We start from the raw sequence: 23,571 nt of genomic DNA on the forward strand, positions 1-23,571 counted from the left end.
GCCGCTCAGCGTACCCGGCTGTTCGGGTCCTCGCGCAGCTGGAAGATTGCCGAGTCGATCGTCGCCAGCGCTTGATCGGTGTCGGTCATGCCCGGCCGACCATCGGGATCGAGCAGCGCATAGCCGAGGCCCGAGAGCCGATCGAGCGCGTCGCTGGTCGGGCTGGCCGCGACCAGTGCCGCGACGTCGCTGGTGAAGTCGTTCAGCGCGCGCGACAGCCGGCCCGCATCGGCGGGGCTGGCGCCGAGCGAAGTGGCGAGTTCCCGCGCGGTGGCCTCGGCACCATAAGGGTCCGCCGAGCGCAGCGGCGCCTGCGCGCCGGGCACGAGCCCCAGTTCGCGGGTGAGCGTACCGACGACCCGGTTGGAAAGCACCGTCATCGCCCGGCCCGCGAGCGATCCCGGCGTCGCGCCGGTCGCCCCGATTGCGCCGATGGCGGCAGCGCGGGGCCCGCCGAGTCCGATGGGCTGGGTCATCGTCGAATCTCGTCCGTGGAATGGAACATGCCAGCGTAGATAGCGCCTCCGGGGCGCGCGCGCGCTCCACGAATCGCTTAGGCAATGCTACGGAACCGCATCGCCATTTGCGGGAGTCGCGTGATGATCCTTCCCCTGGTTGCCGCCGCTGCGGTGGAAATCGCGCCCGCCGACCGTGCCGCCATCCTGGAGGCCGCGCACCAGGCGATCGCCCGCCGCATCGGCAAGACGCCCAAGCTGCTCGTCCGCACGCTGCGACATCAGGGCGATTGGGTGTTCCTGGTCGCGACGATGCAGGACAAGAGCGGGCGCCCGATCAGCTATGCCGGCACACCGCTCGCCTCGGCAGAGGCCGAAGGAATGGTATCTAAGGACTATGTCGCGCTGTTCCGCCGCGTCGGCAAAGGCTGGCGGGTGGTCGAGGAGGCATTGGGCCCCACCGACGTTGCCTGGGCCGACTGGGCGGACAAGCACGGTGCGCCCGGATCGATCTTCGGCTGATCGCTCAGTAGGTCCCGTGCGCGTTGCCGCGGGTCCAGTATTCGAAGCTGCGGTCGAGCGCGCGGGTGGAGAACACCACATGGCCGCGGTTCCGCTCGAAGCCCATCGCGGGCGCCGTGTCGAGCGCCCCCGCCCACCAGCCGTTGGCGCGCTTGCCGGTGAAGACGACCTGCTTGCCGCTCTTGCCCTTCGCGCGCAGCTGGGTGGTGCCGCCCGCGCCTGCCTGTACCTGGATCGTGCAGGGTTCGGGCGGGGCGATGTCGAACACGCAGGTCGCGGGTTCGGCGGCGGCCGCGGCGGCAAGCGCGGCGAGGGGAAGCAGGATCATCGCTGGAAGATGGTAGCTGCCAGCTGCGCGCGATAGGCGGAATCGCCCACGACATCGGCAGGCCGTTCATAATAGCGGCACACGATCGCGCCCGCATCGCTTGCGCTGGTCGCCTGGGCGAGACGGCGGCCGGCGGCGCTCTCCGTGCCGCTGAGCTCATGCTGGACGAAGGCGAGTTGCTCCTCGAAGGTCGAGTTGCGGATGTCGTGCCCGGCAAAGACCGCGAAGTCGGCCTGGCGCGGCCCCTCCCACTGGCCGAGGCCGTAGCCAGGACCGCCGCCGATCTGGCGAATGTTGGCCTCCATCCGGCTCTCCGCGTCGAGATTGGCGACGATCCCTGCCGCCTGGGCGCGCGTCCAGCCCTGCGCCTGGAAATAGGTCATCGCCTGGTCGATCCGGCCCTGCCGCGTCGCGGAAGGCGCGCCGATGCCCGTGCTGCCGCTCGCTTCCGTCGCGCCTCTGGCGGCGACCGGCGCATGCAGGATCTTGGCGCCGTGCGAAAGCGCCCAGGAGAGGTTGCCGGTGGTCACCTTCTGGGTGCCGTCGGCATTGCGGTTGTTCGATCCGATCGTCTGGCCATTGCCTGCATAGAGCACGGTGTGGGAGACGCCGCCGCCCTGGATGATCACCACGTCGCCGGGCTTCGCCTGCGCCGCGCTGACCTCGGTCCAGCCCTGCGCCCGCAGCGTCTTGTCGAGCTGGGCGACCGAATCCGTGTGGAGATTGGCAGGCAGCTGCCCGGCTTCGGTAAGCACCGCCGAGACGAAATTGGCGCAGCAGACATTGGCCGGTACGTTGGCGTTCATCGGCAGGTTGTCGCTGCGATCGCCCCGCAGATCGGCGGCGTTGCGGCCAAGATATTGCCGTGCGACGTCGGCGGCGTTGCGCCCGGTGCCGCCGCCCTCGACGCCGCCTGCAGCTTCGGTGCCGCCGGTGCGCGGCGTGCCCCCGCCGTTCAGCCGCAGCGTCTGGCCGGGCAGGATCATGCCGGGATTGGCAAGGCCGTTGTCGAGCGCGAGATCGTGCCAGTCGAGCTCGAAGCGCGCCGCGATGCCGGACAGCGTGTCGCCCGCCTGCACGGTGTAGCTGGCGGCGCCCGATTGCGGCAGCGCGATCGTCTGGCCCGGGAAGATCAGGTTGGGATTGCGGATCTGCGGATTGGCTGCACGGAGCGCCGCGAGCGAAATGCCGTTCTTCGCCGCGATCCCCGAAAGCGTGTCACCATGGCGGACGGTATAGCCGTCATTGGTGCGGTTGCGGACGCCGCCGGTCGTACCGGTGCGGCTGATCGAGTCGAGCATGGAACGCCTCCCTGAACTGTCGGGCGGAGGCTCGCACCCGGGGGGCGACGTGTCTCTCGACGATTCGTTTAGGCGGTGGCGGCGCGGGAACGGGTGGGCGAACCGCGAGCGTCCGGCACCCGTCGGCACCGCCCGCCACCATACAGCGTGTCAGCGCGTCGTGCGCAGCCCGCTGCGCACCCGGCGCAGGGGCAGGCGCAGGCGCAGCGCGCCGCCTGCGATCCCGAACCCGCCGATCAGCAAGGCCCAGGCCGCCGGCTCGGGAACGCCTGCACCGATCGTCGCGCCCGGGCTGAAATCGGCCTTGAACTGCACGTCGCCGAGCCCGCCATAGACGTCGACCCACTTCTGCCCGACGACCGCATCCAGGCTGTCCCCGGCGTTGGTGTAGACGAAGTCGCCGCCCGCATAGGCGTCGCTGCCGAAAGCGCCGGCGGTCGGCATCCACGTGACACCGCCGTCTGCCGGCTGGTCGACCCCGGCCGTGGTGAGGAAGGCGACGTAGCGCTGGCCTGCCCTCAAATCGATCGCGCCCAGATCGAAGCGCAACGCCTGATAGGCATCGCCTTCCGTCCCGGCGAAGCTGCGCACGTCGCTGGCATAATAGGCGTGACCCAGCGGCCCGTTGCCACCCCACGAATAGACATAGGCGCGAACGTTGGTGGCGCCGCCGCCCAGGAAGAAGGTGAAGCCGTTCAGCGCGTTTGCGCTGCCCACCGTAAACGTCTGGCCGTAGACCGGTGTGTAGTGGGCTCCGAAATAATCGATCTTGCCCGCGTAGCTGCCGCTGGTGTCGATCGTATCGGCTACGGCCGGCCCCGCGATCGTTGCGCCCGCCAAACCGATGCACGCAAGTACAGCCATTCGTTTCATGCAGCCTTCCCCCAAAATGGACGCGTGGCAACGTCCGCCGATTCCTGGGAGAGCCTAGCTGCAGCCAGGCGGGTCGGCAATTGACAAGTGTTTCGAGACGTTTCGTTTTTCAGCACCTTGAACGAGCGCGGCAGGACATCGCAAGGCCGCCCGGCAGCTCAGCGCTTGGCCGCCCGCAGCCGCTCCAGCACCGGGGCCGCTATCGTCATTCCCGCCTTTGCCATGGCGGGCGTCGGCCAGGCGCCGCTCGCCACCTGCCGTTGCACGGTAGCGCGATCGGGCGGGGGCCAGCCGAAGCCGCCGTTCCGCGCGCGCTCCATCAGGCGTGCACGGGCGGCGAGCATTTCCGGGCTGGTGAACACCACCGGTTGCTCCAGCAGGGCATGCGCGGCCATGCTGCCGTCGTCGGCGACGCTCCACAGCGTGCCACCCTTCTCGACCAGCAGTTCGGCGATCGCGGCCTGTTCTGCGTCCATCGCCATGCGGACCGGATCGATCCCGAAGCGGTCGGCCCCGCGCGGATCGGCGCCGTGGCGAAGCAGCGTCATCACGCCGCCGAGATGGCCGAAGGTGATCGCGTTGCGCATCGGGCTTTCGCCGCCCTTCACCTGTGGGTCCGGCGAAGCGCCGGCGGAAAGCAGCTGCTCGGCCATCGCGGGGCTGTCCGCCAGGATCGCGAGCGACAGCGCCGCGCCCGTCTTGACCCCGTCCTTCGGCATGCCGGCGGCGAACAGCATCGTCGCTGCGTCGGCATCGCACCGGGCGACGGCGAAGGTGAGCAGGTCGCCATAGCGCCCGGCGGGCGGCTGCGGGACGTTGGGATCGTCGACCACCGCGGTGCTGATCAGCCGTGGATCGCGGGACAGCATCGCCCGTGCGTCTTCGACGCGCCCGTCGAGGATCGCTTCCGCCAGTGCGCGACCGGCCGCGCCGTTGCTCAGATGTGCCAGAACCTGGGTGCGATCGGGCAGCACCACCGAAGCGCGCTTGGTATAACAGGAAGGCTCGGCCGCCATGCATCCTCCGGTCGGTGCGGCCGCCAGCATCAGCGCGGCGAGGATGCGGAGGCGGCGGGTCACGGGACCCTGCTGTAGGGAGTGGGACCGGCGCGGGTCAATGTGCGCCCAGGCTGCTCTCCACCCAGTCCATGCCATGGCGGGCGAGCGGCGTATCCTGGTACCAGTGCTGGCCCTCTGGCTGCTTCGCGTCGAGCGGGATGCGGGTGCCATAGGCCTCGGACGCATCGGCGAAGATCGCGCCGGGGATACCGCCGAGGATGGCCCCGGCGACCCGGTCGCCGCCGTCCTGGATGGCGGAGAGGATTTCGCCGCGGACATAGAAGGCCGCGATCTTCGGCGCTGCGGCGCCGCCCCGGATCGTCTCCGCCTGGCGGACCGTGGCATCGCTGAGCCCGGCGGCATTGAAGGTCTGCGCGTCGCGCCCGCTGGCCAGCGCCGCCGCCGAGGCGAGGCCGCCGCCCAGCGAATGGCCGGTGATCGTCACCTGTGCATCCGGATGGCGGCCGATCGCCTTCGCGATCAGCAGTGCACGGCCATATTGGTCCGACGGCAGGCCCACGCCCTGGCGTGCATTGGCCTTCCAGTCGCTGCCGTCGGTGGTGCCACGAAAACTGACGACGTAATTCGGCCCGCCATCGCCCTCGGCGACATAGATGCGGGCGCGAAAGCTGCTCTGCGGCGAGGCGAGATCCTCGCCGCGCAGGCCGATCTGCGCCAGATCGTCGCTGCTTGCGACGCGATAGCCGGCGGGCGGGGCGGGCGTGTCGTTGTAGACGTCTGCCGCCATGGCCGCGAGATCGACGGTGGAAGGTCCGCCGGCCCGTTCGACCGTGAGCTGTGGGGCTTCGCTGCGAACGAACGGGACCGGCGGCACGGGCTGCTGCCAGGCAAGCAACTCGCGCGGGGGCAGGTGACGGCTCTGGAAATCGTCGTTCGCGGCGTGGTGCCGCGATGTCGATACCGGCGAGGAGGATGCGATGCCGGTGGGTCGCGAAAGCTGGTCAGCAGCCGACATCATTTGCCTGGTACCTCGCCATGGAGCCGTCCGCACTCCGGATGCCACGCCGGGGCGGCGCCGTCGCTAGACGATTCGTTTAGGCGCCCTACGCGATCCGCCGATGCCGCGGCGGCGGCGGTCATGGGAAGCAGCAGCATCACACCGGGTCCGCACCCCCATCCCATTTGCAGGAGCATGGACATGACGACGATCTCGACGGCCGCCTCGACGCCCTTCGCTGCCGCCAACCTGATGCTGGCGAGCGGCGTCCTCGCCCAGCAATTCTCGCCGCTGGGCGCCGGGCCGCTCGCCACCGCGATGCTGCCGTCGCTGCTGTCGATCCAGCTGGGCACGCTGGGCGCCGGCGCGCAGCTGCAGCCCCAGGCCGGCTTCACCGCGCAGACGACCGGGCAGAATACCGCCCAGATCGATCTTGGCGACGGTTACCACCTCGCCATCGACGAGCGGAACAGCCAGATGACGATCGTCAACGAGGCGACCGGCCAGAGCACCCGCGTGTGGGGCGACCCGCATGTCGACGTGAACGGCAAGCACCAGTTCGACTTCTACGGCACGACCACCTTCGAGCTGGACAACGGCACCAAGATCACGGTGAACACCGAGCAGGGGAAGAGCAATCCGAACGTCTATTTCGCCAGCCAGGTGGTAGTGACGCGCGGCACCAATGCCGTTGTGATCGACGGCATCAGCCAGCAGCAGCTGGGCGACCTTTCGGTCAGCGTCTCCACCAACGGCTATGCGCTCGATGCCGCCAATCGCGACGGCTTCACCGTGCACGAGGCCGCGGGTGGCTGGCAGACCGAACTCGGCGGCACCGTGACGCAGGCCGATGCGGACCTTACCAAGCCCGGGCAGATCTACGGACCGGACAGCGACATGCCGAGCCTGGCGGAACTGGGCACGGCGATCGGCGGCTTCCTGATGTTCGGCAGCCTGCTCGGCTTCGGCTTCGAAGCAGGCGCGCGCGCTTCTGCCGCTGCGCCCGAGAGCAGCCGCGTGCTCCGCCAGATCCTGTTCGCCTGAGGGCAAGGGCTGCGGCCTGGAACCCAGCGTTTCCGGCCGCAGTCTTGCCGATCGTACCGCACAAGGCGCACCATCCGCTCGTTGCGCCAGCGATTCGGCTTTCGGTTCGCGTGCAGCCGTGCGCGGCGTCGTCGCGTGCGCATCAGAATGAGCGAGGCTGTGCGTGGCGGGATTGCGGGAACGATATAGCGGGATTGCGATCCTGCTCCACTGGGCGCTGGCGCTGCTGCTGCTGTTCCAGCTCGGGCTGGGCTGGGCGCTGGAGGATCTGCCGCGGGCCACGATGTTCGTGGCCTTCCAGTTCCACAAGTCGGTCGGCATCCTCATCCTGGTGCTCTCGCTCGCACGGCTGCTGGTGCGCCTGGTCGTCCCGCGTCCTGCGGCAGAGGGCGCGCCTGCGCTGAAGCTGCTCGCCGGCGCGGTGCACTGGGCGCTCTACGGCGTGATGATCCTGGGGCCGCTGAGCGGCTGGATCATCGTCTCCACCGCGCGGGTAAAGCTGCCAACCCTGTTGTTCGGCACCATCCCGCTGCCGCATCTGCCGCTGGGTCCTGGATGGAACGAGCCGGCCGAGACGATCCATGGCCTGATCGGCTGGCTGCTCGCCGGGCTGTTCGTGCTCCACGTGGCGGGCGCGCTGCGCCATCACCTGCTCCGCGACGACCTGATCGGGCGGATGATGCCCGCTGCCCTGGCGCGGCGCCCTGCGCTGTCGATCGCCGTGGTGGTGGCGCTGGCGGCGTGCGTCGCGGCCTTCCTTGCCGGCTCCTGGCGCTATCAGGGCCATGCCGAGGTGCCGGCGCCGTCGCAGCCCGTGCCGGCACCGGGGTCGACCCCCGACATCGCCGCCGCTCCTGCACCGACCCCCGAGGCGTCGCCCGCCCTCGAGCCGAGCCCGTCGCCGTCGCCCACGGCGAGCGCGGCGGCGATGCCGGTGCGCAGCTGGAAGGTGGCGCCGGGCGGCTCCCTTGGCTTCCGGACCGTCTATAGCGGCGAGGCGATCAATGGGCGTTTCACCCGCTGGACCGCCGACATCCAGTTCAGTCCCGACGATCTCGCGCATTCGAAGATCGCGGTCGATGTCGACCTCGCCTCGGTGAGCAGCGGCGACGGCGAGCGCGACGATACGCTGAAGGGCGAGGATTTCTTCGCCATCGCCGCCCATCCGCGGGCGCGCTTCACCGCTACCCGCATCCGCAAGCAGGGCAGCGGCTATGTCGCCGACGGTACGCTGGCGCTGGCCGGCGTCACCCGCCCGATGCCGGTCGCGTTCAAGCTGACGATCGAGGGCGACCACGCCCAGGCAAGCGGCACGGCAACCGTGCAGCGCCTGGCGTTCGGGGTGGGCAAGGGCCAGTGGAGCGATCCGGGCACGATCCCCGATGCGGTGGCGGTCACCTTCCGCTTCGCTGCCGACGCGAAGTGACCCACCTCCTCGAAGCGACCACCGCCGATCGTTCGGCGGTGGTCGCGCTATGGCAGGAGGCGGGCCTTACCCGGCCGTGGAACGATGCCGGCGCCGACTTCGATCGGGCGGTGACCGGCGTCGCCTCGACGATCCTGCTGCTCCGCGCCCGCGAGGCGCTGCTCGGCACCGCGATGGTGGGGGAGGATGGGCATCGCGGCTGGGTCTATTATGTCGCTGTTGCGGAAGCCGCGCGGGGGCAGGGCCATGGCCGAACGCTGATGGCGGCGGCCGAATCCTGGCTGCGCGCCCGCGGCTGCCCCAAGCTCCAGCTGATGGTCCGCGAGGGCAATGATGCGGCGATCGGTTTCTATCGCGCGTTGGGACTGGAGGTGCAGCCGGTTGTGACGCTCGGCCGTTTCCTCCACTAAAGCGGCATGACCATTGCGCTGTACGGAATCAAGAATTGCGACACGATGAAGAAGGCGCGGGCCTGGCTCGACGCCAACGCAATTTCCTATGTTTTCCATGACTATAAGGCCGAGGGCGTGGACGCTGCACGGCTCGACCGGTGGATTGAAGCGGAAGGCTGGGAGCCGCTGCTAAACCGCGCCGGCACCACGTTCCGCAAGCTTCCCGAGATTGACAAGACCGACCTCGATTCGGCCAAGGCACGCGCGCTGATGATTGCGCAGCCATCGATGATCAAACGGCCGGTTCTGGAATATCCGGGTGGTTTGCTGATCGGATTCGCGGCGGAACGCTATGCCCGTGCGGTGCTCTGAGCACGAAAAATTTACGCGTTCATGGCCTAACCACCGTGTTTATCCTAAATTAACACGATAAACGACACGGACTATTGGGATCGCATGGCGTCTTATATTCGACAACGGCCAGCCAGCTGGTTTCGCACGGTCGCAACGATGCTGGTCCTGTGGGGGCTGCTCGGCTGCCTCGTCTTCTATTCCCATGCGACGCTCTCGCCGCACCGCGCGGGGGAACCCGCTCTCTGGAACTGGGAGTATTATCAGGCGGTTCCGCGCTGGTTCCTGATCGATTACGCCATCGGTGTCGGCGCCAGCCTGCTGGGTTCGCTCGCCATGCTGCGGCGCTCGCGCAAGGCCAACATCCTCTACGTCGTCTCGCTCGCGGCGGTGATCGTGCAGTTCGGCTATCTGTTCGCGACCGGCATGCTTTCGGGGCCGGTGCAGGCCTTCGTCGCCCCGGTGTTCATCCTGGGCGTGACGATCTTCCAGATCTGGCTTGCCGGCATGGCGACGCGAAGGGGCTGGCTCCGCTGATCCTCGCCGGGCTGGCGGGGCGGCGCCGGACCCGCTAGACCGCGCGCCATGTCGCACCAGCTCACGCTCGATACCGCCACCAGCCGCGCCAATCCCACGCCCGCGCCGATGAAGCGCGTCACCGTGCCGGCGATCCGCAAGCGCAAGGGCGGCGAACCGCTGGTGATGCTGACCGCCTATACCGTCCGCATGGCGCAGCTTATGGACGAACAGTGCGACATGCTGCTGGTGGGCGACAGCCTGGGCCAGGTGATCTACGGCCTGCCTTCCACCGTGCCGGTCACGCTGGAGATGATGGCGGCACACGGCGCGGCGGTGGTGCGCGGCAGCTACCATGCGCTGGTCGTGATCGACATGCCGTTCGGCAGCTATGAGGCCTCGCCGCAGCAGGCGTTCGAAAGCGCCGCGCGCCTGCTCAAGGAGACCGGCGCGGCGGCGGTGAAGCTCGAAGGCGGCGCGGCGATGGCGCCGACCGTCAGATTCCTCAACGAGCGCGGCATCCCGGTGATCGGCCATATCGGCCTGACCCCGCAGGCGATCAACGTGCTGGGCGGCTATGGCGCCCGCGGTCGCAGCGAGGCCGAGCACGCCAAGCTCGTCGGCGATGCCGTCGCGATGGATGAGGCCGGCGCCTTCGCGATCGTCGTCGAAGGCGTGGTCGAGCCGATCGCCGTCGAGATCACCAAGGCCGTGAAATGTCCCACCATCGGCATCGGCGCGTCGGCCGAGTGCGACGGCCAGGTGCTGGTCGCCGAGGACATGCTCGGCCTGTTCGAGCGGACCCCGCGCTTCGTGAAGCGCTATGACGATCTGGCTGGCCGCATTTCCGCCGCGGTTGAAACCTATGCCGACGAGGTACGGTCGCGGGCCTTTCCGGGACCGGATCAGGTCTATGCGCCGAAGGACTGACGGAGTAGGGCGATTTGCGTTCACCGGACGCGGCGCTAAGGTCCGCGGCCGCATCAGACCCATGGAGTAGATTTTGGCGCTTCCTCCTTCCGGTACCACCGACGAGGCCTTCCTTCGCGAAGTCGACGAGGAATATCGGCGCGATCAGCTGATCCGCGCCGGCCGCCGCTATGGCATCTGGATCGTCGTGGGCGTGGTGGCCTTCCTGGTCGCCGTCGCCGGCTGGCTGTTCTATGATCACAGCCAGCGCACCGCCGCCGAGGCACGCGGCGAGGAATATGACGCGGCCCTCCAGCTCGCTGCGCAGAACCAGGTTAGCCAGGCGCAGCCTGGTCTGGACAAGCTGGCGCAGGGCGAGGACGGCTATGCCGCGATGGCGCGCTTCACCCAGGGCAACCTGCTGTTCCAGCAGGGCGACAAGAAGGGTGCGGCGGCCAAGTTCGCCAGCATCGTCACCGATTCCAAGCTCGCCCAGCCGTTCCGCGATCTGGCGCTCGTTCGCCAGACCCAGGCCGAGTTCGACACGCTGAAGCCGCAGGACGTGATCCAGCGGCTCGGCACGCTCGCCAACCCCGATTCGGCATGGTTCGGCACCGCCGGCGAGATGGTGGCGGCCGCCTATCTGAAATCGGGCAAGCGCGGCGAGGCCGCCAAGCTCTATCGCCAGCTCAGCGAGGCAGGTGCGCGGGTGCCGGATTCTATCCGCGAACGCACCGCCGAACTCGCAAAGACGCTTTCGGTCGCTCCGACGACGACCGCTCAGACCCAGGAAAAGCAAGCTAAATGAACACGAAGGTTCGCGTTGTAACGGCGGTTGCCGCGCTCGCGCTGGTGAGCGGCTGCGGTGTCTTCAAGGGCGGCGGCGCCAAGAAGACGCCCGTGCTCGGCGAGCGTGTGCCGATCCTGGTGACCGAGAACGACATCACCGCCGACAAGACGCTGGCGGGCATCGAGGTTCAGTTGCCCGAGGCGGCGACGAACGAGAACTGGAACCAGCCGGGCGGCAGCGCATCCAAGGCGATGGGCCACCTCACGCTCGGCGAGTCGCTCTCGCGCGTCTGGTCGCGCCAGGTCGCCAAGCCTTCGAAGAGCGAGCGGCTCGCCGCCTCTCCGGTGATCGAAGGCAACAAGCTGTTCGTGATCGATCAGGCCGGCACCGTGCACGCCATGGCTGCTGACACCGGCGCGGAGCTGTGGAGCGCGCGTACCGGTGCGGGTGCGGACAAGCGCAGCCGCGGGGCGCTGTTCGGCGGCGGCGTCAGCGTCGAGGGTGACCATGTCTACGCCTCGAACGGGCTCGGCGACGTGGTCGCGCTCGAGATCGGCGACGGCAAGGAAATCTGGCGCAAGCGCCCGGGCGGCCCGCTGCGCGGCGCGCCGACGCTCGCCAACGGCAACGTCTATGTGGTGACGCAGGACAACCAGCTGTTCGCGCTCACCCAGGACAAGGGTGACGTATCCTGGACGGCGACCGCCAGCCTCGAATCGCAGGGCGTGTTCGGCGTGGCGGCTCCGGCTTCGGCGCAGGGCACGGTGATCGCCGGCTTCTCGTCGGGCGAGCTCAACGCCTATCGCTACGAGAATGGCCTGTCGCTGTGGGGCGACGTGCTGACCCGCAACACCATGACCACCTCGGTCTCTTCGCTCTCGGACATCGATGCCGAGCCGGTGATCGACCAGGGCCGCGTCTATGCGCTGGGCGAGGGCGGCCGGATGGTCGCGGTCGACATCACCAGCGGCTCGACCCTGTGGGAGCAGAGCATCGGCGGCCTCTCGTCGCCCTATGCGGTGGGTGAGTGGCTGTTCGTCGTCACCGACGATGCGCGCCTGCTCTGCCTGTCGCGCAGCAGCGGCAAGCCGCGCTGGATCGTCCAGCTGCAGAAGTACAAGAACGAGAAGAAGCTGAAGAACCCGGTCGCCTGGAAGGGCCCGATCGCCGCGGGCGGCCGCCTGCTGCTGATCAATACGCTGGGCGAGATCGTGTCGGTGTCGCCGAGGGACGGCAGCATCCTCTCCACCAAGGAGACCAAGGATCCGCTGTCGCTGGCGCCGGTGATCGCCAACAACATGCTCTACCTGCTCGACGACAAGGGTCGCCTGAGCGCCTATCGCTGAACCCGTTCCCCCGGCCCATTGCCGGGGAGCGATACCCATTCGGGGGCCGGGGCGCAGCGCTCCGGCCCCTGTCGTTTTTCCGGCGGCTTTGCGTCGCCCTTCGACTGCGTTAGAGAATCGACCATGCCTTTGCCGACTGTCGCCATCATCGGACGCCCCAATGTGGGCAAGTCGACGCTGTTCAACCGGCTGGTCGGAAAGCGCCTCGCGCTGGTCGACGACCAGCCCGGCGTCACCCGCGATCGCCGCGAGGGCGATGCGAACCTGCTCGGCCTGGAATTCCGGGTGATCGACACGGCGGGTTATGAGGACGAGGACGCCGCGACGCTCCCGGGCCGGATGCGTGCCCAGACCGAGGCGGCGGTGCGCGAGGCGGACGTCTCGCTGTTCCTGATCGACGCCCGCGCGGGTGTGACCCCGCTCGACGAGGAAATCGCCCGCTGGCTGCGCTCGACCGACCGCCCCGTGGTGCTGATGGCCAACAAGGCCGAAGGCCGCGCGGGCGAGTCGGGCATCCTGGAGGCGATGGCGCTGGGTCTCGGCGATCCGATCCCCTTCTCGGCCGAACATGGCGAGGGCGTCGCCGATCTCTTCGAGGCGCTGCTGCCGCATGTCGACCGCGAGGACGAGGAACCCGAGGAGGATCCCGACAGCCCCGATGCGCCGCTGAAGCTGGCGATCGTCGGCCGCCCGAACGCGGGCAAGTCGACGCTGGTCAACCGGCTGCTCGGCGAGGACCGGATGATCACCGGGCCCGAGGCCGGCATCACCCGCGACTCGATCTCCATCGATTACGAATGGACCGATTTCGAGGACAAGCCGCGCAAGGTGCGGCTGGTCGACACTGCCGGCCTGCGCAAGAAGGCGCGCGTCGAGGAGAAGCTGGAGAAGCTCTCGGTCGCCGATACGCTGCGCTCGATCGATTTTGCCGAAGTGGTGGTGCTGCTGCTCGATGCGACGCGCGGGCTGGAGGTGCAGGACCTCAAGATCGCCGATCGCGTGCTGCAGGAAGGCCGCGCGCTGATCATCGTCATGAACAAGTGGGACGTGGCGGAAAACGCCTCCAGCCTGTTCAACGGTGTGAAGGGCGCGCTGGACGAAGGCCTGGCGCAGGTGAAGGGCGTGCCGCTGCTCACCGTCTCGGCGATTACCGGCAAGGGCCTCGACACGATGATGCGCGTGGCGTTCGAGACGCGCGACGCCTGGTCACGCCGCGTGTCGACCGGCCAGCTCAACCGCTGGTTCGAGCGCGCGATCGAAACCAATCCGCCGCCCGCGCCGGGCGGCAAGCGGATCAAGCCGCGCTATGTCACGCAGAACAAGACGCGCCCGCCCAGCTTCGTGCTGTTCGGTACGCGGGTGGACCTGCTGCCGATGAGCTATCAGCGCTATCTGATCAACGGGCTGCGGCGCGAGTTCGATTTCGGCGCGGTGCCGGTGCGGCTGGTGCTGCGCGCGCCGAAGAACCCGTTCGACCACAGCAAGGATTGAGGGCGGGGCAGTCCATGACTGCCGCCTCCCCCAGCACCTTCGTCATTCCCGCGAAGGCGGGAATCCATTTGCCAGAACGGTTTAGCAGGAGCCCTGACGGCTCCATCAATGGATCCCCGCCTTCGCGGGGATGACGAGTATAGTGTGGCAGGTTGTCGACCTCCCTTGAGAGGTCGAAACACTTACTCCGCTTCGGTCGGCTTGCTGTTGAGCTGGATGTAGTTTTCCAGCCCCATGCGTTCGATCATGTCGAACTGGCGCTCGAGCGTGTCGACATGCTCTTCCTCGCTCTCGAGGATTTTGAGGAACAGGTCGCGGCTGACGAAGTCGCGGACGGTTTCGCAATGCTGGATTGCGTCGCGCAGCACGGCGATCGCCTCCACCTCCAGCGCCAGATCGGCGCGAAGCAGCTCTTCCACCGTCTCGCCGATGCGCAGGCGGCCGAGCAGCTGGAAATTGGGCAGGCCATCGAGAAACAGGATGCGCTCCGCCAGCCAGTCGGCGTGCTTCATCTCGTCGATCGATTCGTGGCGCTCGAACTGGGCGAGCTTCTGCACGCCCCAATGGTCGAGCATGCGGTAGTGCAGCCAATATTGGTTGATCGCGGTGAGCTCGTTCTTCAGCACCTCGTTGAGATACTCGAGAACCTTGGCGTCGCCCTTCATATACAAATCCCTTGTCGTTCGGCGGCCAGCCTAGCCGCGAAACGATCGGGACGGAACCTAGGAAGTGGCTTTATGCGGCGGCGCGTTCCTCGGCGATGATTGCGCGGGCGAAGGGGACGCACTGGCCGCATTTGGCCTGGCAGCCGAGTGCGCGATACGCCTGGCATGCACTCTGCGCGCCGGATCGCGCCGCTTCCCGGACTTCCCGTTCCCGCAGGGCATTGCACACGCAGACGACCATCGACATTCCCTCGATTCTCTCGCTGCGAAGAGATCTAGTGCGACTGCGAGCGATTCGCAAGGCTATTGCGAATGGGTTGCAGCCTGCCGCGCGCCAGGCTGCGCCACAGCCATTCCAGCGGCCCATAGCGAAAATGGATCAGCCAGGGCTGCGACCAGAGCAGCAGCAGCGCCCATACGCCCAGCACCACCGGATAGAGCTGCCAGCGGGAGAGATGGCCGAACCAGCCCAGGCCATAGCCGTCGAAGAACCCCACGCAGAGCAGGCTGGTCGCGAGGTAGTTGGAAAAGGCCATCTGCCCCGCCGCTGCCACCCGCCGGGTGAGCCAGCCATCGGAGCGCGCAATGCACAGGATCAGGCAGGCCCAGCCGAGGATCATCACCGGTCGCACCAGACCCGGCAGCGTCACCGCCGCCAGCAGCACGGAGGAGAGGCTGAACCTGGTAGCGATCAGCCATGCCGCCAGCAGAGCGTAGACGGGCAGGGTGATCGCCCAGCAGCGAAGCCACCACCGCCGATAGGTGTCGCGGGGCCAGGCGCCTGCAAGCAGCCCGCTGCGCAGCGCCGCCATGCCGAACAGCATGTAACCCAGCGTCTCCCAGCCATAGAGCGTCAGCAGGGCGAGCGGACTGCCGGCATATTCGCGAAATCGCTGCGCGACCACGCCGGCATAGGCGCCGCGGCGGACCGCCAGCTCCCCGGCGATGCGGCTTTCCGGCGGTATCCCGAAGGCCTCGACCAGCGAAGCATATTCGCCGTGCGCCGGCTGGGGTGCGAGCGACATGCGCCAGGCATCATGCGCCAGCATGCCGAACAGCGCCGTGCTTACCAGCACCAGCACCGCGCCCAGGCTCACCAGGCGCGACACGGGCAGCTTGCGCAGCGGGAAGGCGATCATGCCGACCAGTGCATAATGGGCAAGAATGTCGCCATGCCAGACCAGCCAGAGGTGCGCGAGGCCGAAGAGCAACAGCCATGCCATGCGGGCATAATGCGCGCGCGCCGGGTCGCGGCCTGCTGCCTCCGCCGCATCGGTCACGATCAGCAGCGACGCGCCGAACAGGAAGGAGAACAGTCCGCGCATCCGCCCGTCGAAGAACAGGAAGTTCACGGCCCAGGCGATCAGGTCGGCGCCCTGCCAGCCGCCATAGGCGCGCGGGTTGAAATAGGCTGCCTCGGGCATGCCGAAGCTGACGATGTTGAGCAGCAGGATGCCGAGCAGCGCAGTGCCGCGGACGAGATCGAGCGATGGCAGGCGGACGCTGGTCGGGTGTTGCACCCGAGTGCGCTTAGAACCAGCTGGCGATCTGATCGAGTGGTTTGCGTTCGAGCGCCGCGGCGGGCACCGTCGCATCGGGCGCGGGGTGGCCGGTGACGATCAGCATGATCGGCCTTTCCAGTTCCGGGCGCCGGCACAGGCGGTTGAGGAAACGCGCCGGAGTCGCGGTGTGGACCAGCGTCGCCAGGCCCGCGAGGTGCAACGTTGTCAGCAGGAGGCCGCAGGCCAGGCTCACGCTTTCGACGAGCTGCGGATTGGGGAAGCGATCGGTGTCGCTCGCCTTGGTCTGCCCGAAGGCGACGATGATCCAGGGCGCGATTTCCAGATACGGCTTGTCGGCCGTGGTGCCGAGGTTGCGCAATAGCCCCTGCCATTCGCTCCCGCCGATGCCGCCGTAGAAATTGCGCTCCTCCTCTTCCACCGCCACGCGCAGTGCGGTCTTGGCGCCGGGGGAGGAGAGGGCGGCGAAATGCCAGGGCTGGCGATTGGCGCCGCTGGGGGCAGTGCCGGCGGCGGCGATCGCGGTCTCGATGATCGCGCGCGGCACCGGATCGGCAGAGAAACTCCGGCAACTGTGACGGGTCGCCATCCGCTCGCAAAAGGCAGCGGCGTGGGCGATCCGCTCGTGATCCGGCAGATCGATGTCAGGAGTCCAAGGCCGCATATCAGGTTTCATAGAGAATATCGGCGCGGAACGTCGCCGAACGCGCCGCATATGTCTATTCGGTTGTTATGCGGAGTAGCGATTATGTCGTGCTTTTTACAGCATTCGGCGCGGTGCACGGGGTGAGTTTGACGCCGGACCAGCCTTGAAAGGCGCAGCGATCCCGTTCCTCCCAGCCTTGGGCGGCGGCGACATCGGCAACCGTCCCGCGGGCAAGGTCCGAAGCTTCGTCCTGTTCCGGCCAGGATACCCAGCAGAACCCGTTGCTGGCCAGCAGGCCGCGCAGCGCCCCCAGTTCGCGTTCGAGGTGATCGCGGCGGGACGTGAACAGATGCACGCCCTGCACGCCGTCGGTCGCGCAACCCAGTTCTTCCAGCGCGGCGCGTTCGGGGGCAATTGCGTCCCGCACCGCCTGCGGCATGTCGTGGAACCAGACGCGCATGCCGGGCTTGAAGCCGAGCCGCGTCGCCATCGGGGTGCCAGAACGCTGTTCCATGGTCGCCGCCCTCCTTGGGATCAGCCTACAGGATGCCCCCTCGCGGCGCCAGCAGCATTGATCGCGGTCAGACCGGGCGCGGCGCCGGCCCGATCGAGATGTCGTGCAGTTCCACCCGCGTGCCGGGCCTGCCGGGGACGATGCGGAGCTCCGCGCCGAGGCCCTGGCACAGGCTGCGGGCGATCCGCAGGCCCAGGCTGTCGACGGTCGCGACGTCGAACCCTTCCGCCACGCCCGCGCCGTCGTCGTGGATCGTCAGCGAGACGCGCTCGTCTTCTGCACAAACCTGGACCAGAATATTGCCTGTCGCGCGATCGGCGAAACCGTGCTCGACCGCGTTGGCGATCGCCTCCGCGACGATCAGCGCGAGCGGGATGGCGCGATCGGGCGGCAGGAGCACGGCGCTGTTCGCCTCCACCACGTGCCGGATGCCGGGATTTCCGCCGCTTTCGGCCAGATCCTCGACCAGCGCGGTGATGAAGGCATCCAGCGCCAGCGGCTCGCCGCGGCTGCCATAGAGCCGACGCTGGATGCGGCCGATCAGCTGGAGCTTGGCCGCCGCTTCTCCGATCGCCCGCTGGGCCTCGCCGTCCTTGACCCCCCGGCGCTGCAGGGCAAGCATCGCGCCCACCATCTGCAGGTTGTTGGAGACCCGGTGCTGCAGCTCCTCGAACAGGATCTCGGTTCTGGCGGCGAGCGCCGCGCTGCGCTCGCGCTCGGCGGCGAGGCGGGCATTGGCGACCTGCATCCAATGGACGAGCAGAATGTCGACCGTGACCACCCCGACATAGAACAGCAGCGCCACCCCGGTGCCCCGCGCCAGCGCGAAGCTGCAGAACGGCGGGATGAAGAAATACCAGGCGAGCAACCCGCACAGCAGCGCGGCGACGACGCCCGGCCCCCGTCCGAACAGGAACGAGGCGAGGATCACCGCCGGGAAGAACGTCAGATAGGGAAAGCCCGGGGGGAAATAGGGATCGAGCACCAGCCGGAGCCACCAGGCCACTGCGCAGAACCCCAGCGTGATCGCGTAGGCCAGCCCCCTTCGGCTTTGCAGCAAGGGCAGATGTTCCAGCGTACCATGAAAGGAGTTCATTGCCACCCGTTGCCCCGCCCCCGCCCGCTCCGTGGCTGTTCTTCAGGGGCGAACGGCCGGGCTGTCTCCCTCATCGTTCAGAAACATTGCAGACGCAAGCGCTGCCGCCGAGTTTTGCCGAGGGAGAGCCATGGCTCCCGGCGCGGCGGCGCGGCACGCATGGTCGCGCGCCGAGATGTGCGGCAGCTGCGACGCCGATCGCAGGATCCGCATTGCGCGGCGTCCCGCTCGCATATAGCCTCGGTCGACTTGCACACGGGAAGACTCGCCATGACCCTCGTGACGACCCCCCTGGATCGGTTTTCGGTGATCAGCACCGGCAACGGCCCCGCCCGCGCGCTTTCGGCGCTGTTCGGCGCGCCGCTGCGGGCCGATGCGCATCTCGCTTATTCGGAAGAGACGCCGCGCCAGCGCAGCCTGTGGGCGGCCAAGCTCGATTCGGCGATCCTCCATGCGGAACGCCCGGTGCTGCTGGTGGCGAACGGCGCCAGCTGTTTCGCCGCCACCTGGTGGGCCCGGCTCTCGCCGCACGACTATATCACGCGCGTCGCCGGCGCGCTGCTGATCGATCCGATCGCGGGGGAGGGCGACGCTGCGCATTTCGCCTCGCCCAGGATCCGGCTGCCCTTTCCGTCGCTGCTGCTCAGCGGCGATACGCCCGATGCCGCCGTGGCCGAGCGGGTGCAGGCGCTCGCCGCCGGCTGGGGCAGCGCGGTGGGCGGGATGCCCCAGCTTCCCCATGCCCGCCGCAGCGGCAGCCACTGGCAGGGCGCACGCGAGCTGGTGCTGCGGATGACCGCGGGCATCGTCGAGCGCCGCGCCCAGGCCGCGGACGCGCTGGCGGCGGTGCTGGCACCCGACCAGGACTGAGCGGCACGCTCACGCCTTCGGAGTAAGAGGCCGCCGTTCGTCGAGATCGAACTCGTCGCCATGGCTCAGCACGTGCAGACGCACATCGTGCATCGATAGCGTGCGTTCCGGGCTCGCCTCGGCGATGTTGGACCGCGTGACCCCCGACCCGTCGACGATCGTCACGGCACCGGCACCGACGACGCGGAAGCAGCAGCCCTCCAGCACGATCGCGGTATCCTCGTCGATGCCGATGCCGAGCACGCGCGGGTTCTGCGCCACCGCGCCCAGCAGCCTGCCGATGCGGCCGCGCTCGGCGAAATGCTGGTCGATGATCACGTCGCGCACCAGCCCCAGGCCCGGTGCCATGTGCAGATCGCCGATGCGGTGCGATTCCGAACTGGTGCCCTTCACCAGCATCGTCTCGCTCATCACCGAGGCGCCGGCCGAAGTGCCGGCAACCACGCCGCCGCGTCGATGGATGTCGCGCACCATGCGCTCCACCGGCGTGTCGCCGATCTGGCTGGAGATGCGCAGCTGGTCGCCGCCCGTGAAGAAGATGCCCGCAGCCCCCTCGAACACCGATTGCGTCTCGCGCTCTAGTGTGTCGCCGCGTTCATGAACGTAGAGCTCGACCAGATTGTCGATGCCCAGCGCGCCGAATGCCTTCTGATAGGCGTCGAAATAACCTTCGGGCCGGTGGCTGGCAACGGTGGCGATGACGAGTTTGCCGCCCTTTACCCGCGCGGCGACTTCGCGGAGGATGGTCTTGTCGCCGTCCTTGTCTTCATGACCGCCGATGATGATGAGCGGTCCGCCACGGTCAGCCATGCAGGAGGTCCTTCAATTCGTCGCGGTGGACGCCAGCGCGCGGGGCATCGAGCCCGCTTGCATGCAGCGCCAGCGCGAAATGGTCGCTGTTATGGGCGATGCCGAACGCGCCGGAGCGCGCCACCACGATCGCGCCGGCTTCGCCGCCTACCCGGCCGAGCCGCGCAATGGCGTGTTCGGCCGCTTCGACGGCGCTGCCGCCGCGCTCGAGCGCGTGCATCACCTGGCCCGCCAGCATCGTGCGCAGGATCGCCTCGCCGTCGCCGGAAAGGGCGCAGCCGCCCAGCGTGTCGTCGGCATAGAGGCCGGCACCGGACACGGGGGAATCGCCGATTCGTCCGGGATGCTTGCCGGGCAGGCCGCCGGTGGAGGTAGCGGCGGCGATCGCCCCGGTGACGTCGATCGCCACGCAGCCGACGGTGTCGTGCGCCCTGGCGTTCTCCGAGGCGAGCGCTTGCGGGGAGAGCATCGTATCGGGCTCGACAAGCGCGATGCCGTTCTGCGCCGCAAACCGCTCCGCACCCTCGCCGGCGAGCAGCACCGGGCGCGCCGGCAACATCGCACGGGCAACGCTGACCGGGTTGCGGACGCGCCGCACGCCCGTCACGCCGCCCAGGGTGAGGTCGGAACCCTCCATCATTGCCGCGTCCATCTCGACGGTGCCGTCGCTGGTGAGGACGGAGCCGAAGCCGGCGTTGAACACCGGATCGTCCTCCAGCACCCGCACCGCCGCCTCGGCCGCCAGCACCGCGCTGGCGCCGGCCCGCAGGATCGCTGCGCCGGCTTCGGCAGCGGCGGCGCAGCCGGCGCGGTTGCGGTCGTGGAGCGCCGCGTCGATCGTCTTGGCGCCGCCGTGGACGAGGATGGCCCAACGCGCTGCTTCAGGCATGCAGCTTCTCCCGGACCGCAGCTTCGGGCCGGAAGGCGAGGATGCGATCCCATACCGCCTGGATCGCGCTGGGCATGATCACCAGCAGGTCGCCCGGGCGGCCGAGCTGCAGCACCATGTCGACCGCGTCCATTTCGTCGACGATGCGATGCACCTTGTCCGGGCGCACCCCTGCCTGCATCGCGCCTTCGGACATCAGCCCGTTGGTTTCGCCCCGCGGGCGGCCCCGGCCGTCGGGCGCTTCGCGGAACACGATCTCGTCGAAATAGGCCCCGGCGAGCTGGCCCATCTCGACGATGTCGCAGTCGCGCCGGTCGCCGGGGATGCTGACCATGCCGATCACCCGGTTGTAGCGCCCGCGCATCCGCTCGATCACCTGGCCCAGCGCGCGCAGGCCGGCGGGGTTGTGCGCATAATCGAGAATGCACCGCATGCCGTTTGCGTCATGGATGTTGAGGCGGCCCGGCGAATCCTCGAACGAGACGCTGAAGGCGTGAAGCCCCTCGCGGATTGCATCCAGCGGCACGCGCTGCGCCACGCACATCGCCACCGCGGCGAGCGCATTGGCGATGTTGAACTCGGCGATTCCGCCCAAGGTGGCGGGAATCTCGGCGGCGGGCATCAGCTCGATCCGTTCGCCGTTGCGGTGGACCACGATGCAGCCGCCATAGCTGCCCGGTTCGCGCACCACCGCCATGCCGCCCTCGGCGATGTGGCGGCGAAGGTGATCCGAAAGATCGCCGCCGCCGCTGAGGGAGAACCAGAGGATCGTGCCACGGGCATGGCGGGCGATGCGGTGGCACATCGGATCGTCGGCGTTGAGCACCGAATGGCCGCGCCGCGCGACGCTTTCCACCACCACGCCTTTCACCTGCGCCAGTTCCTCGATCGTATCGATGCCCTTGAGCCCGAGATGATCGGCGGTGACGTTGAGCACCGCGCCGACATCGGCACTGTCATAGCCGAGCCCTTCGCGCAGGATACCGCCGCGCGCGGTCTCGAGTACGGCCACGTCTGCTGCCGGATTGCGCAGGACCGAGCGCGCGCTCTTGGGCCCGCTGGCATCCGCCTCGACCATCAGATGGCCGTTGAAATAGATGCCGCTGGTCGAGGTCATGCCCACATTCCTGCCGGCGTGGCAGAGGATGCGGGACACCATCCGCGCCGTGGTCGACTTGCCGTTGGTGCCGGTGATCGCGAAGATCGGAATCCGGCTGCGGCTCCCGCGCGGGAACAGCATGTCGATCACGGGGGTCGCGACGTCGCGCGGGGTGCCGCTGGAGGGCTCCAGATGCATGCGGAAGCCCGGGGCGGCATTCACCTCGACGATGCCGCCGCCGGTCTGTCCCACCGGGCGGCGGATGTCGGGCGAAAGGAAGTCGATCCCGCACACGTCCAGCCCGACCACCGCCGCCGCCTGCTCGGCGATGGCGCGGTTGGCCGGGTGGATCACGTCGGTCCGGTCGACGGCCGTGCCGCCGGTGGAGAGGTTTGCGGTGTCGCGCAGGATCACCAGTTCGCCGGCCATTGGAACCGACCCAGGCGTGCGGCCGCTCTTTGCCAGCAGCGCCATCATCGCGTCGTCCAGGGCGATGCGGGTTAGGACCTTCTCGTGCCCCACGCCGCGGCGTGGATCCTGGTTGAGATCGTCGATCAGCTGGGCGATCGAATGGAAGCCGTCGCCGATCACCTGCGCGGGCACGCGCTCCGCCACCGCAACGACCTTGCCGTTCACGACGAGGATGCGGTGGTCGTTGCCGGGCACCTGCTGCTCGACGATCACCCGCCGGCCGTGCTGGGCGGCGAGCGCAAAGGCGGTGCGTAGCGCGTCCTCGTCGGCGATGCCGGTGGTGACGCCGCGGCCGTGATTGCCGTCGAGCGGCTTCACCACCACCGGCCAGCGCAGGCGCTTGGCTTCGGCCAGGGCTTCCTCGACCCGCCGGACCACCACGCCGCGCGGCACCGGCAGTCCGGCCTCGGCGAGCAGCTGCTTGGTCACCGCCTTGTTGCCGGCGATCTCGACCGCGATCTGCGCGGTGTCGCCGGTGATGCTGGCGCGGATGCGCTTCTGGCGGCTGCCGTAGCCGAACTGGATCAGGCTCTGCTCGTTCAGCCGCGTCACCGGGATGCCGCGCCGCTCCGCTGCCTCGACCAGCGCGCGCGTGGTAGGCCCGAGGGCATTGGCCTTGAGGAGCGCCTGGAGCGACGCGACGATCGCGCGCACGTCCTGCGGCGCATCGAGCGGGGCCACGCCGAGCAGTTGCAGCCCTTCCACCCTGCGCAGCGGTTCTGGCAGCAGATCGGCGACCAGCCGGATCGCGGCAAGGCCGGCGGCGAGACCGACCGCTTCGTCGCGATAGGTATAGAGAATGTTGTACACGCCCGGCCGGTCCTTCACCGACCGGGTCTTGCCGCGGGTCACGCGCGCGCCGGCCAGCGTCTGCAGCTCCAGCGCGACATGCTCGATGATATGGCCTGCCCATGTGCCTTCGCGCAGCCGCTCGACGAAGCCGCCCGGGCGCTGGTAGCTGCACCCGTGCACGCCAAGACCGGGGAGCAGCGCGAGCAGCGCATCGGTGAAGCCGGGCAGCTTGTCGCTCGGCCTTTGCTCCAGATCGCGCAGGTCGATCTGGATGCGGATCATCGCTCGGGTGCTGTAAAGGTGCGGGCCGCGATAGACGCTGCGCTCCAGCACCCGCATTCCGTTCGCCGAAGCCGGACGCGCGAATTCGGCCGGCTGCACCAACGCTGTCATAGTTGACCTCAAGAAGGGGCGTCGAGAACCGTCGCCTGAGCCGCTC

The 23,571-nt window shown here is 68.5% G+C and carries 26 protein-coding genes; 11 read left to right on the forward strand and 15 right to left on the reverse strand.

All coding sequences use genetic code 11. The annotated features are described in order from the left end of the window. Nucleotides 1–5: 5 nt before the first annotated feature. Entirely contained in the window at nt 6–476 is a 471-nt protein-coding gene (locus SPI01S_RS11285) for a hypothetical protein (protein ID WP_066722185.1), read from the reverse strand. A gap of 123 nt (nt 477–599) precedes the next feature. On the opposite strand from SPI01S_RS11285, the gene SPI01S_RS11290 reads away from it, so the two are divergent. Beyond that, on the forward strand, nt 600–977 hold the full coding sequence (locus tag SPI01S_RS11290; RefSeq protein WP_066722187.1) for a hypothetical protein: 378 nt from the start codon (nt 600–602) through the stop codon (nt 975–977). 4 nt (nt 978–981) lie between these two features. On the opposite strand, the gene SPI01S_RS11295 is transcribed toward SPI01S_RS11290, so the two are convergent. The 5 genes from SPI01S_RS11295 to SPI01S_RS11315 form a co-directional block, all read right to left on the reverse strand. Next, nucleotides 982–1,305, reverse strand: a complete 324-nt coding sequence (locus tag SPI01S_RS11295; protein WP_066722189.1) for a hypothetical protein — start codon at nt 1,303–1,305, stop codon at nt 982–984. Beyond that, complete coding sequence (locus SPI01S_RS11300; protein ID WP_066722190.1) at nt 1,302–2,606, reverse strand: phage tail tip lysozyme; 1,305 nt, start codon at nt 2,604–2,606, stop codon at nt 1,302–1,304. Before SPI01S_RS11300 ends, SPI01S_RS11295 begins: the two co-directional genes overlap by 4 nt. 150 nt (nt 2,607–2,756) lie before the next feature. Further along, on the reverse strand, nt 2,757–3,479 hold the full coding sequence (locus SPI01S_RS11305) for a PEPxxWA-CTERM sorting domain-containing protein (RefSeq protein ID WP_245653560.1): 723 nt from the start codon (nt 3,477–3,479) through the stop codon (nt 2,757–2,759). A 158-nt stretch (nt 3,480–3,637) separates the two neighbouring features. Continuing rightward, a complete protein-coding gene (locus SPI01S_RS11310) occupies nt 3,638–4,558 on the reverse strand; it encodes an ankyrin repeat domain-containing protein (protein ID WP_066722194.1) in 921 nt (306 codons plus the stop codon). 34 nt (nt 4,559–4,592) lie between these two features. Continuing rightward, entirely contained in the window at nt 4,593–5,516 is a 924-nt protein-coding gene (locus tag SPI01S_RS11315; protein WP_066722195.1) for a Tle-like phospholipase domain-containing protein, read from the reverse strand. 180 nt (nt 5,517–5,696) lie between these two features. Between SPI01S_RS11315 and SPI01S_RS11320 the strand changes: the two genes are divergently transcribed. The 9 genes from SPI01S_RS11320 (at nt 5,697) to der (ending at nt 13,760) form a co-directional block, all read left to right on the forward strand. Beyond that, on the forward strand, nt 5,697–6,539 hold the full coding sequence (locus tag SPI01S_RS11320; protein WP_169804502.1) for a DUF1521 domain-containing protein: 843 nt from the start codon (nt 5,697–5,699) through the stop codon (nt 6,537–6,539). Nucleotides 6,540–6,702: 163 nt separating this feature from the next. Further along, on the forward strand, nt 6,703–7,965 hold the full coding sequence (locus SPI01S_RS11325; protein WP_245653561.1) for a YceI family protein: 1,263 nt from the start codon (nt 6,703–6,705) through the stop codon (nt 7,963–7,965). Further along, nucleotides 7,962–8,375 carry a GNAT family acetyltransferase gene (locus SPI01S_RS11330; RefSeq protein WP_066722198.1) on the forward strand — a complete coding sequence of 138 codons (414 nt, stop codon included), beginning with the start codon at nt 7,962–7,964 and terminating at the stop codon, nt 8,373–8,375. Before SPI01S_RS11325 ends, SPI01S_RS11330 begins: the two co-directional genes overlap by 4 nt. A gap of 6 nt (nt 8,376–8,381) precedes the next feature. Next, nucleotides 8,382–8,729, forward strand: a complete 348-nt coding sequence (locus tag SPI01S_RS11335; protein ID WP_066722199.1) for an ArsC family reductase — start codon at nt 8,382–8,384, stop codon at nt 8,727–8,729. Nucleotides 8,730–8,867: 138 nt separating this feature from the next. Further along, the gene (locus tag SPI01S_RS11340; RefSeq protein WP_066722200.1) at nt 8,868–9,245 is read left to right on the forward strand and encodes a hypothetical protein; all 378 of its coding nucleotides are present in this window, start codon (nt 8,868–8,870) and stop codon (nt 9,243–9,245) included. Between the two features lie 48 nt (nt 9,246–9,293). After that, nucleotides 9,294–10,154: a 3-methyl-2-oxobutanoate hydroxymethyltransferase gene (gene panB / locus SPI01S_RS11345; protein WP_066722201.1), complete on the forward strand. Its 861-nt coding sequence runs from the start codon at nt 9,294–9,296 to the stop codon at nt 10,152–10,154. Between the two features lie 73 nt (nt 10,155–10,227). Further along, a complete protein-coding gene (locus tag SPI01S_RS11350) occupies nt 10,228–10,941 on the forward strand; it encodes a tetratricopeptide repeat protein (protein ID WP_066722202.1) in 714 nt (237 codons plus the stop codon). Further along, on the forward strand, nt 10,938–12,269 hold the full coding sequence (locus SPI01S_RS11355; RefSeq protein ID WP_066722203.1) for an outer membrane protein assembly factor BamB family protein: 1,332 nt from the start codon (nt 10,938–10,940) through the stop codon (nt 12,267–12,269). Before SPI01S_RS11350 ends, SPI01S_RS11355 begins: the two co-directional genes overlap by 4 nt. 123 nt (nt 12,270–12,392) lie before the next feature. Beyond that, complete coding sequence (der, locus tag SPI01S_RS11360) at nt 12,393–13,760, forward strand: ribosome biogenesis GTPase Der (protein ID WP_066722205.1); 1,368 nt, start codon at nt 12,393–12,395, stop codon at nt 13,758–13,760. Between the two features lie 182 nt (nt 13,761–13,942). Here der and bfr read toward each other — a convergent pair whose 3' ends face one another. From bfr to SPI01S_RS11390, 6 genes are all read right to left on the reverse strand, one after another. Beyond that, nucleotides 13,943–14,425 carry a bacterioferritin gene (gene bfr / locus SPI01S_RS11365; protein ID WP_066722209.1) on the reverse strand — a complete coding sequence of 161 codons (483 nt, stop codon included), beginning with the start codon at nt 14,423–14,425 and terminating at the stop codon, nt 13,943–13,945. 70 nt (nt 14,426–14,495) lie between these two features. Further along, the gene (locus tag SPI01S_RS11370) at nt 14,496–14,666 is read right to left on the reverse strand and encodes a (2Fe-2S)-binding protein (protein ID WP_010545522.1); all 171 of its coding nucleotides are present in this window, start codon (nt 14,664–14,666) and stop codon (nt 14,496–14,498) included. Nucleotides 14,667–14,700: 34 nt separating this feature from the next. Then, nucleotides 14,701–15,945: a DUF418 domain-containing protein gene (locus SPI01S_RS11375; RefSeq protein ID WP_066722211.1), complete on the reverse strand. Its 1,245-nt coding sequence runs from the start codon at nt 15,943–15,945 to the stop codon at nt 14,701–14,703. Between the two features lie 10 nt (nt 15,946–15,955). Continuing rightward, nucleotides 15,956–16,609 (reverse strand): nitroreductase family protein, encoded by a 654-nt coding sequence (locus tag SPI01S_RS11380; RefSeq protein ID WP_245653562.1) that lies wholly within the window; start codon nt 16,607–16,609, stop codon nt 15,956–15,958. A gap of 82 nt (nt 16,610–16,691) precedes the next feature. Beyond that, a complete protein-coding gene (locus tag SPI01S_RS11385) occupies nt 16,692–17,105 on the reverse strand; it encodes a DUF3052 family protein (RefSeq protein WP_066722215.1) in 414 nt (137 codons plus the stop codon). 67 nt (nt 17,106–17,172) lie between these two features. After that, nucleotides 17,173–18,201 carry a sensor histidine kinase gene (locus SPI01S_RS11390; RefSeq protein ID WP_066722217.1) on the reverse strand — a complete coding sequence of 343 codons (1,029 nt, stop codon included), beginning with the start codon at nt 18,199–18,201 and terminating at the stop codon, nt 17,173–17,175. A gap of 270 nt (nt 18,202–18,471) precedes the next feature. Between SPI01S_RS11390 and SPI01S_RS11395 the strand changes: the two genes are divergently transcribed. After that, entirely contained in the window at nt 18,472–19,071 is a 600-nt protein-coding gene (locus SPI01S_RS11395) for an alpha/beta hydrolase (RefSeq protein ID WP_066722218.1), read from the forward strand. Between the two features lie 9 nt (nt 19,072–19,080). Here the strand turns inward: SPI01S_RS11395 and SPI01S_RS11400 are convergent, their stop codons facing one another. The 3 genes from SPI01S_RS11400 to cphA are packed head-to-tail and all read right to left on the reverse strand — an operon-like array spanning nt 19,081 to nt 23,525. Next, nucleotides 19,081–19,881: a cyanophycinase gene (locus SPI01S_RS11400; RefSeq protein ID WP_066722220.1), complete on the reverse strand. Its 801-nt coding sequence runs from the start codon at nt 19,879–19,881 to the stop codon at nt 19,081–19,083. Further along, the gene (locus SPI01S_RS11405) at nt 19,874–20,770 is read right to left on the reverse strand and encodes an isoaspartyl peptidase/L-asparaginase (RefSeq protein ID WP_066722222.1); all 897 of its coding nucleotides are present in this window, start codon (nt 20,768–20,770) and stop codon (nt 19,874–19,876) included. Before SPI01S_RS11405 ends, SPI01S_RS11400 begins: the two co-directional genes overlap by 8 nt. Continuing rightward, the gene (gene cphA / locus SPI01S_RS11410) at nt 20,763–23,525 is read right to left on the reverse strand and encodes a cyanophycin synthetase (protein WP_066722224.1); all 2,763 of its coding nucleotides are present in this window, start codon (nt 23,523–23,525) and stop codon (nt 20,763–20,765) included. The genes SPI01S_RS11405 and cphA overlap by 8 nt, the downstream gene beginning before the upstream one ends. Nucleotides 23,526–23,571 lie beyond the last annotated feature (46 nt).

This window comes from Sphingomonas pituitosa NBRC 102491, from assembly GCF_001598435.1.
Lineage (GTDB): Bacteria > Pseudomonadota > Alphaproteobacteria > Sphingomonadales > Sphingomonadaceae > Sphingomonas > Sphingomonas pituitosa.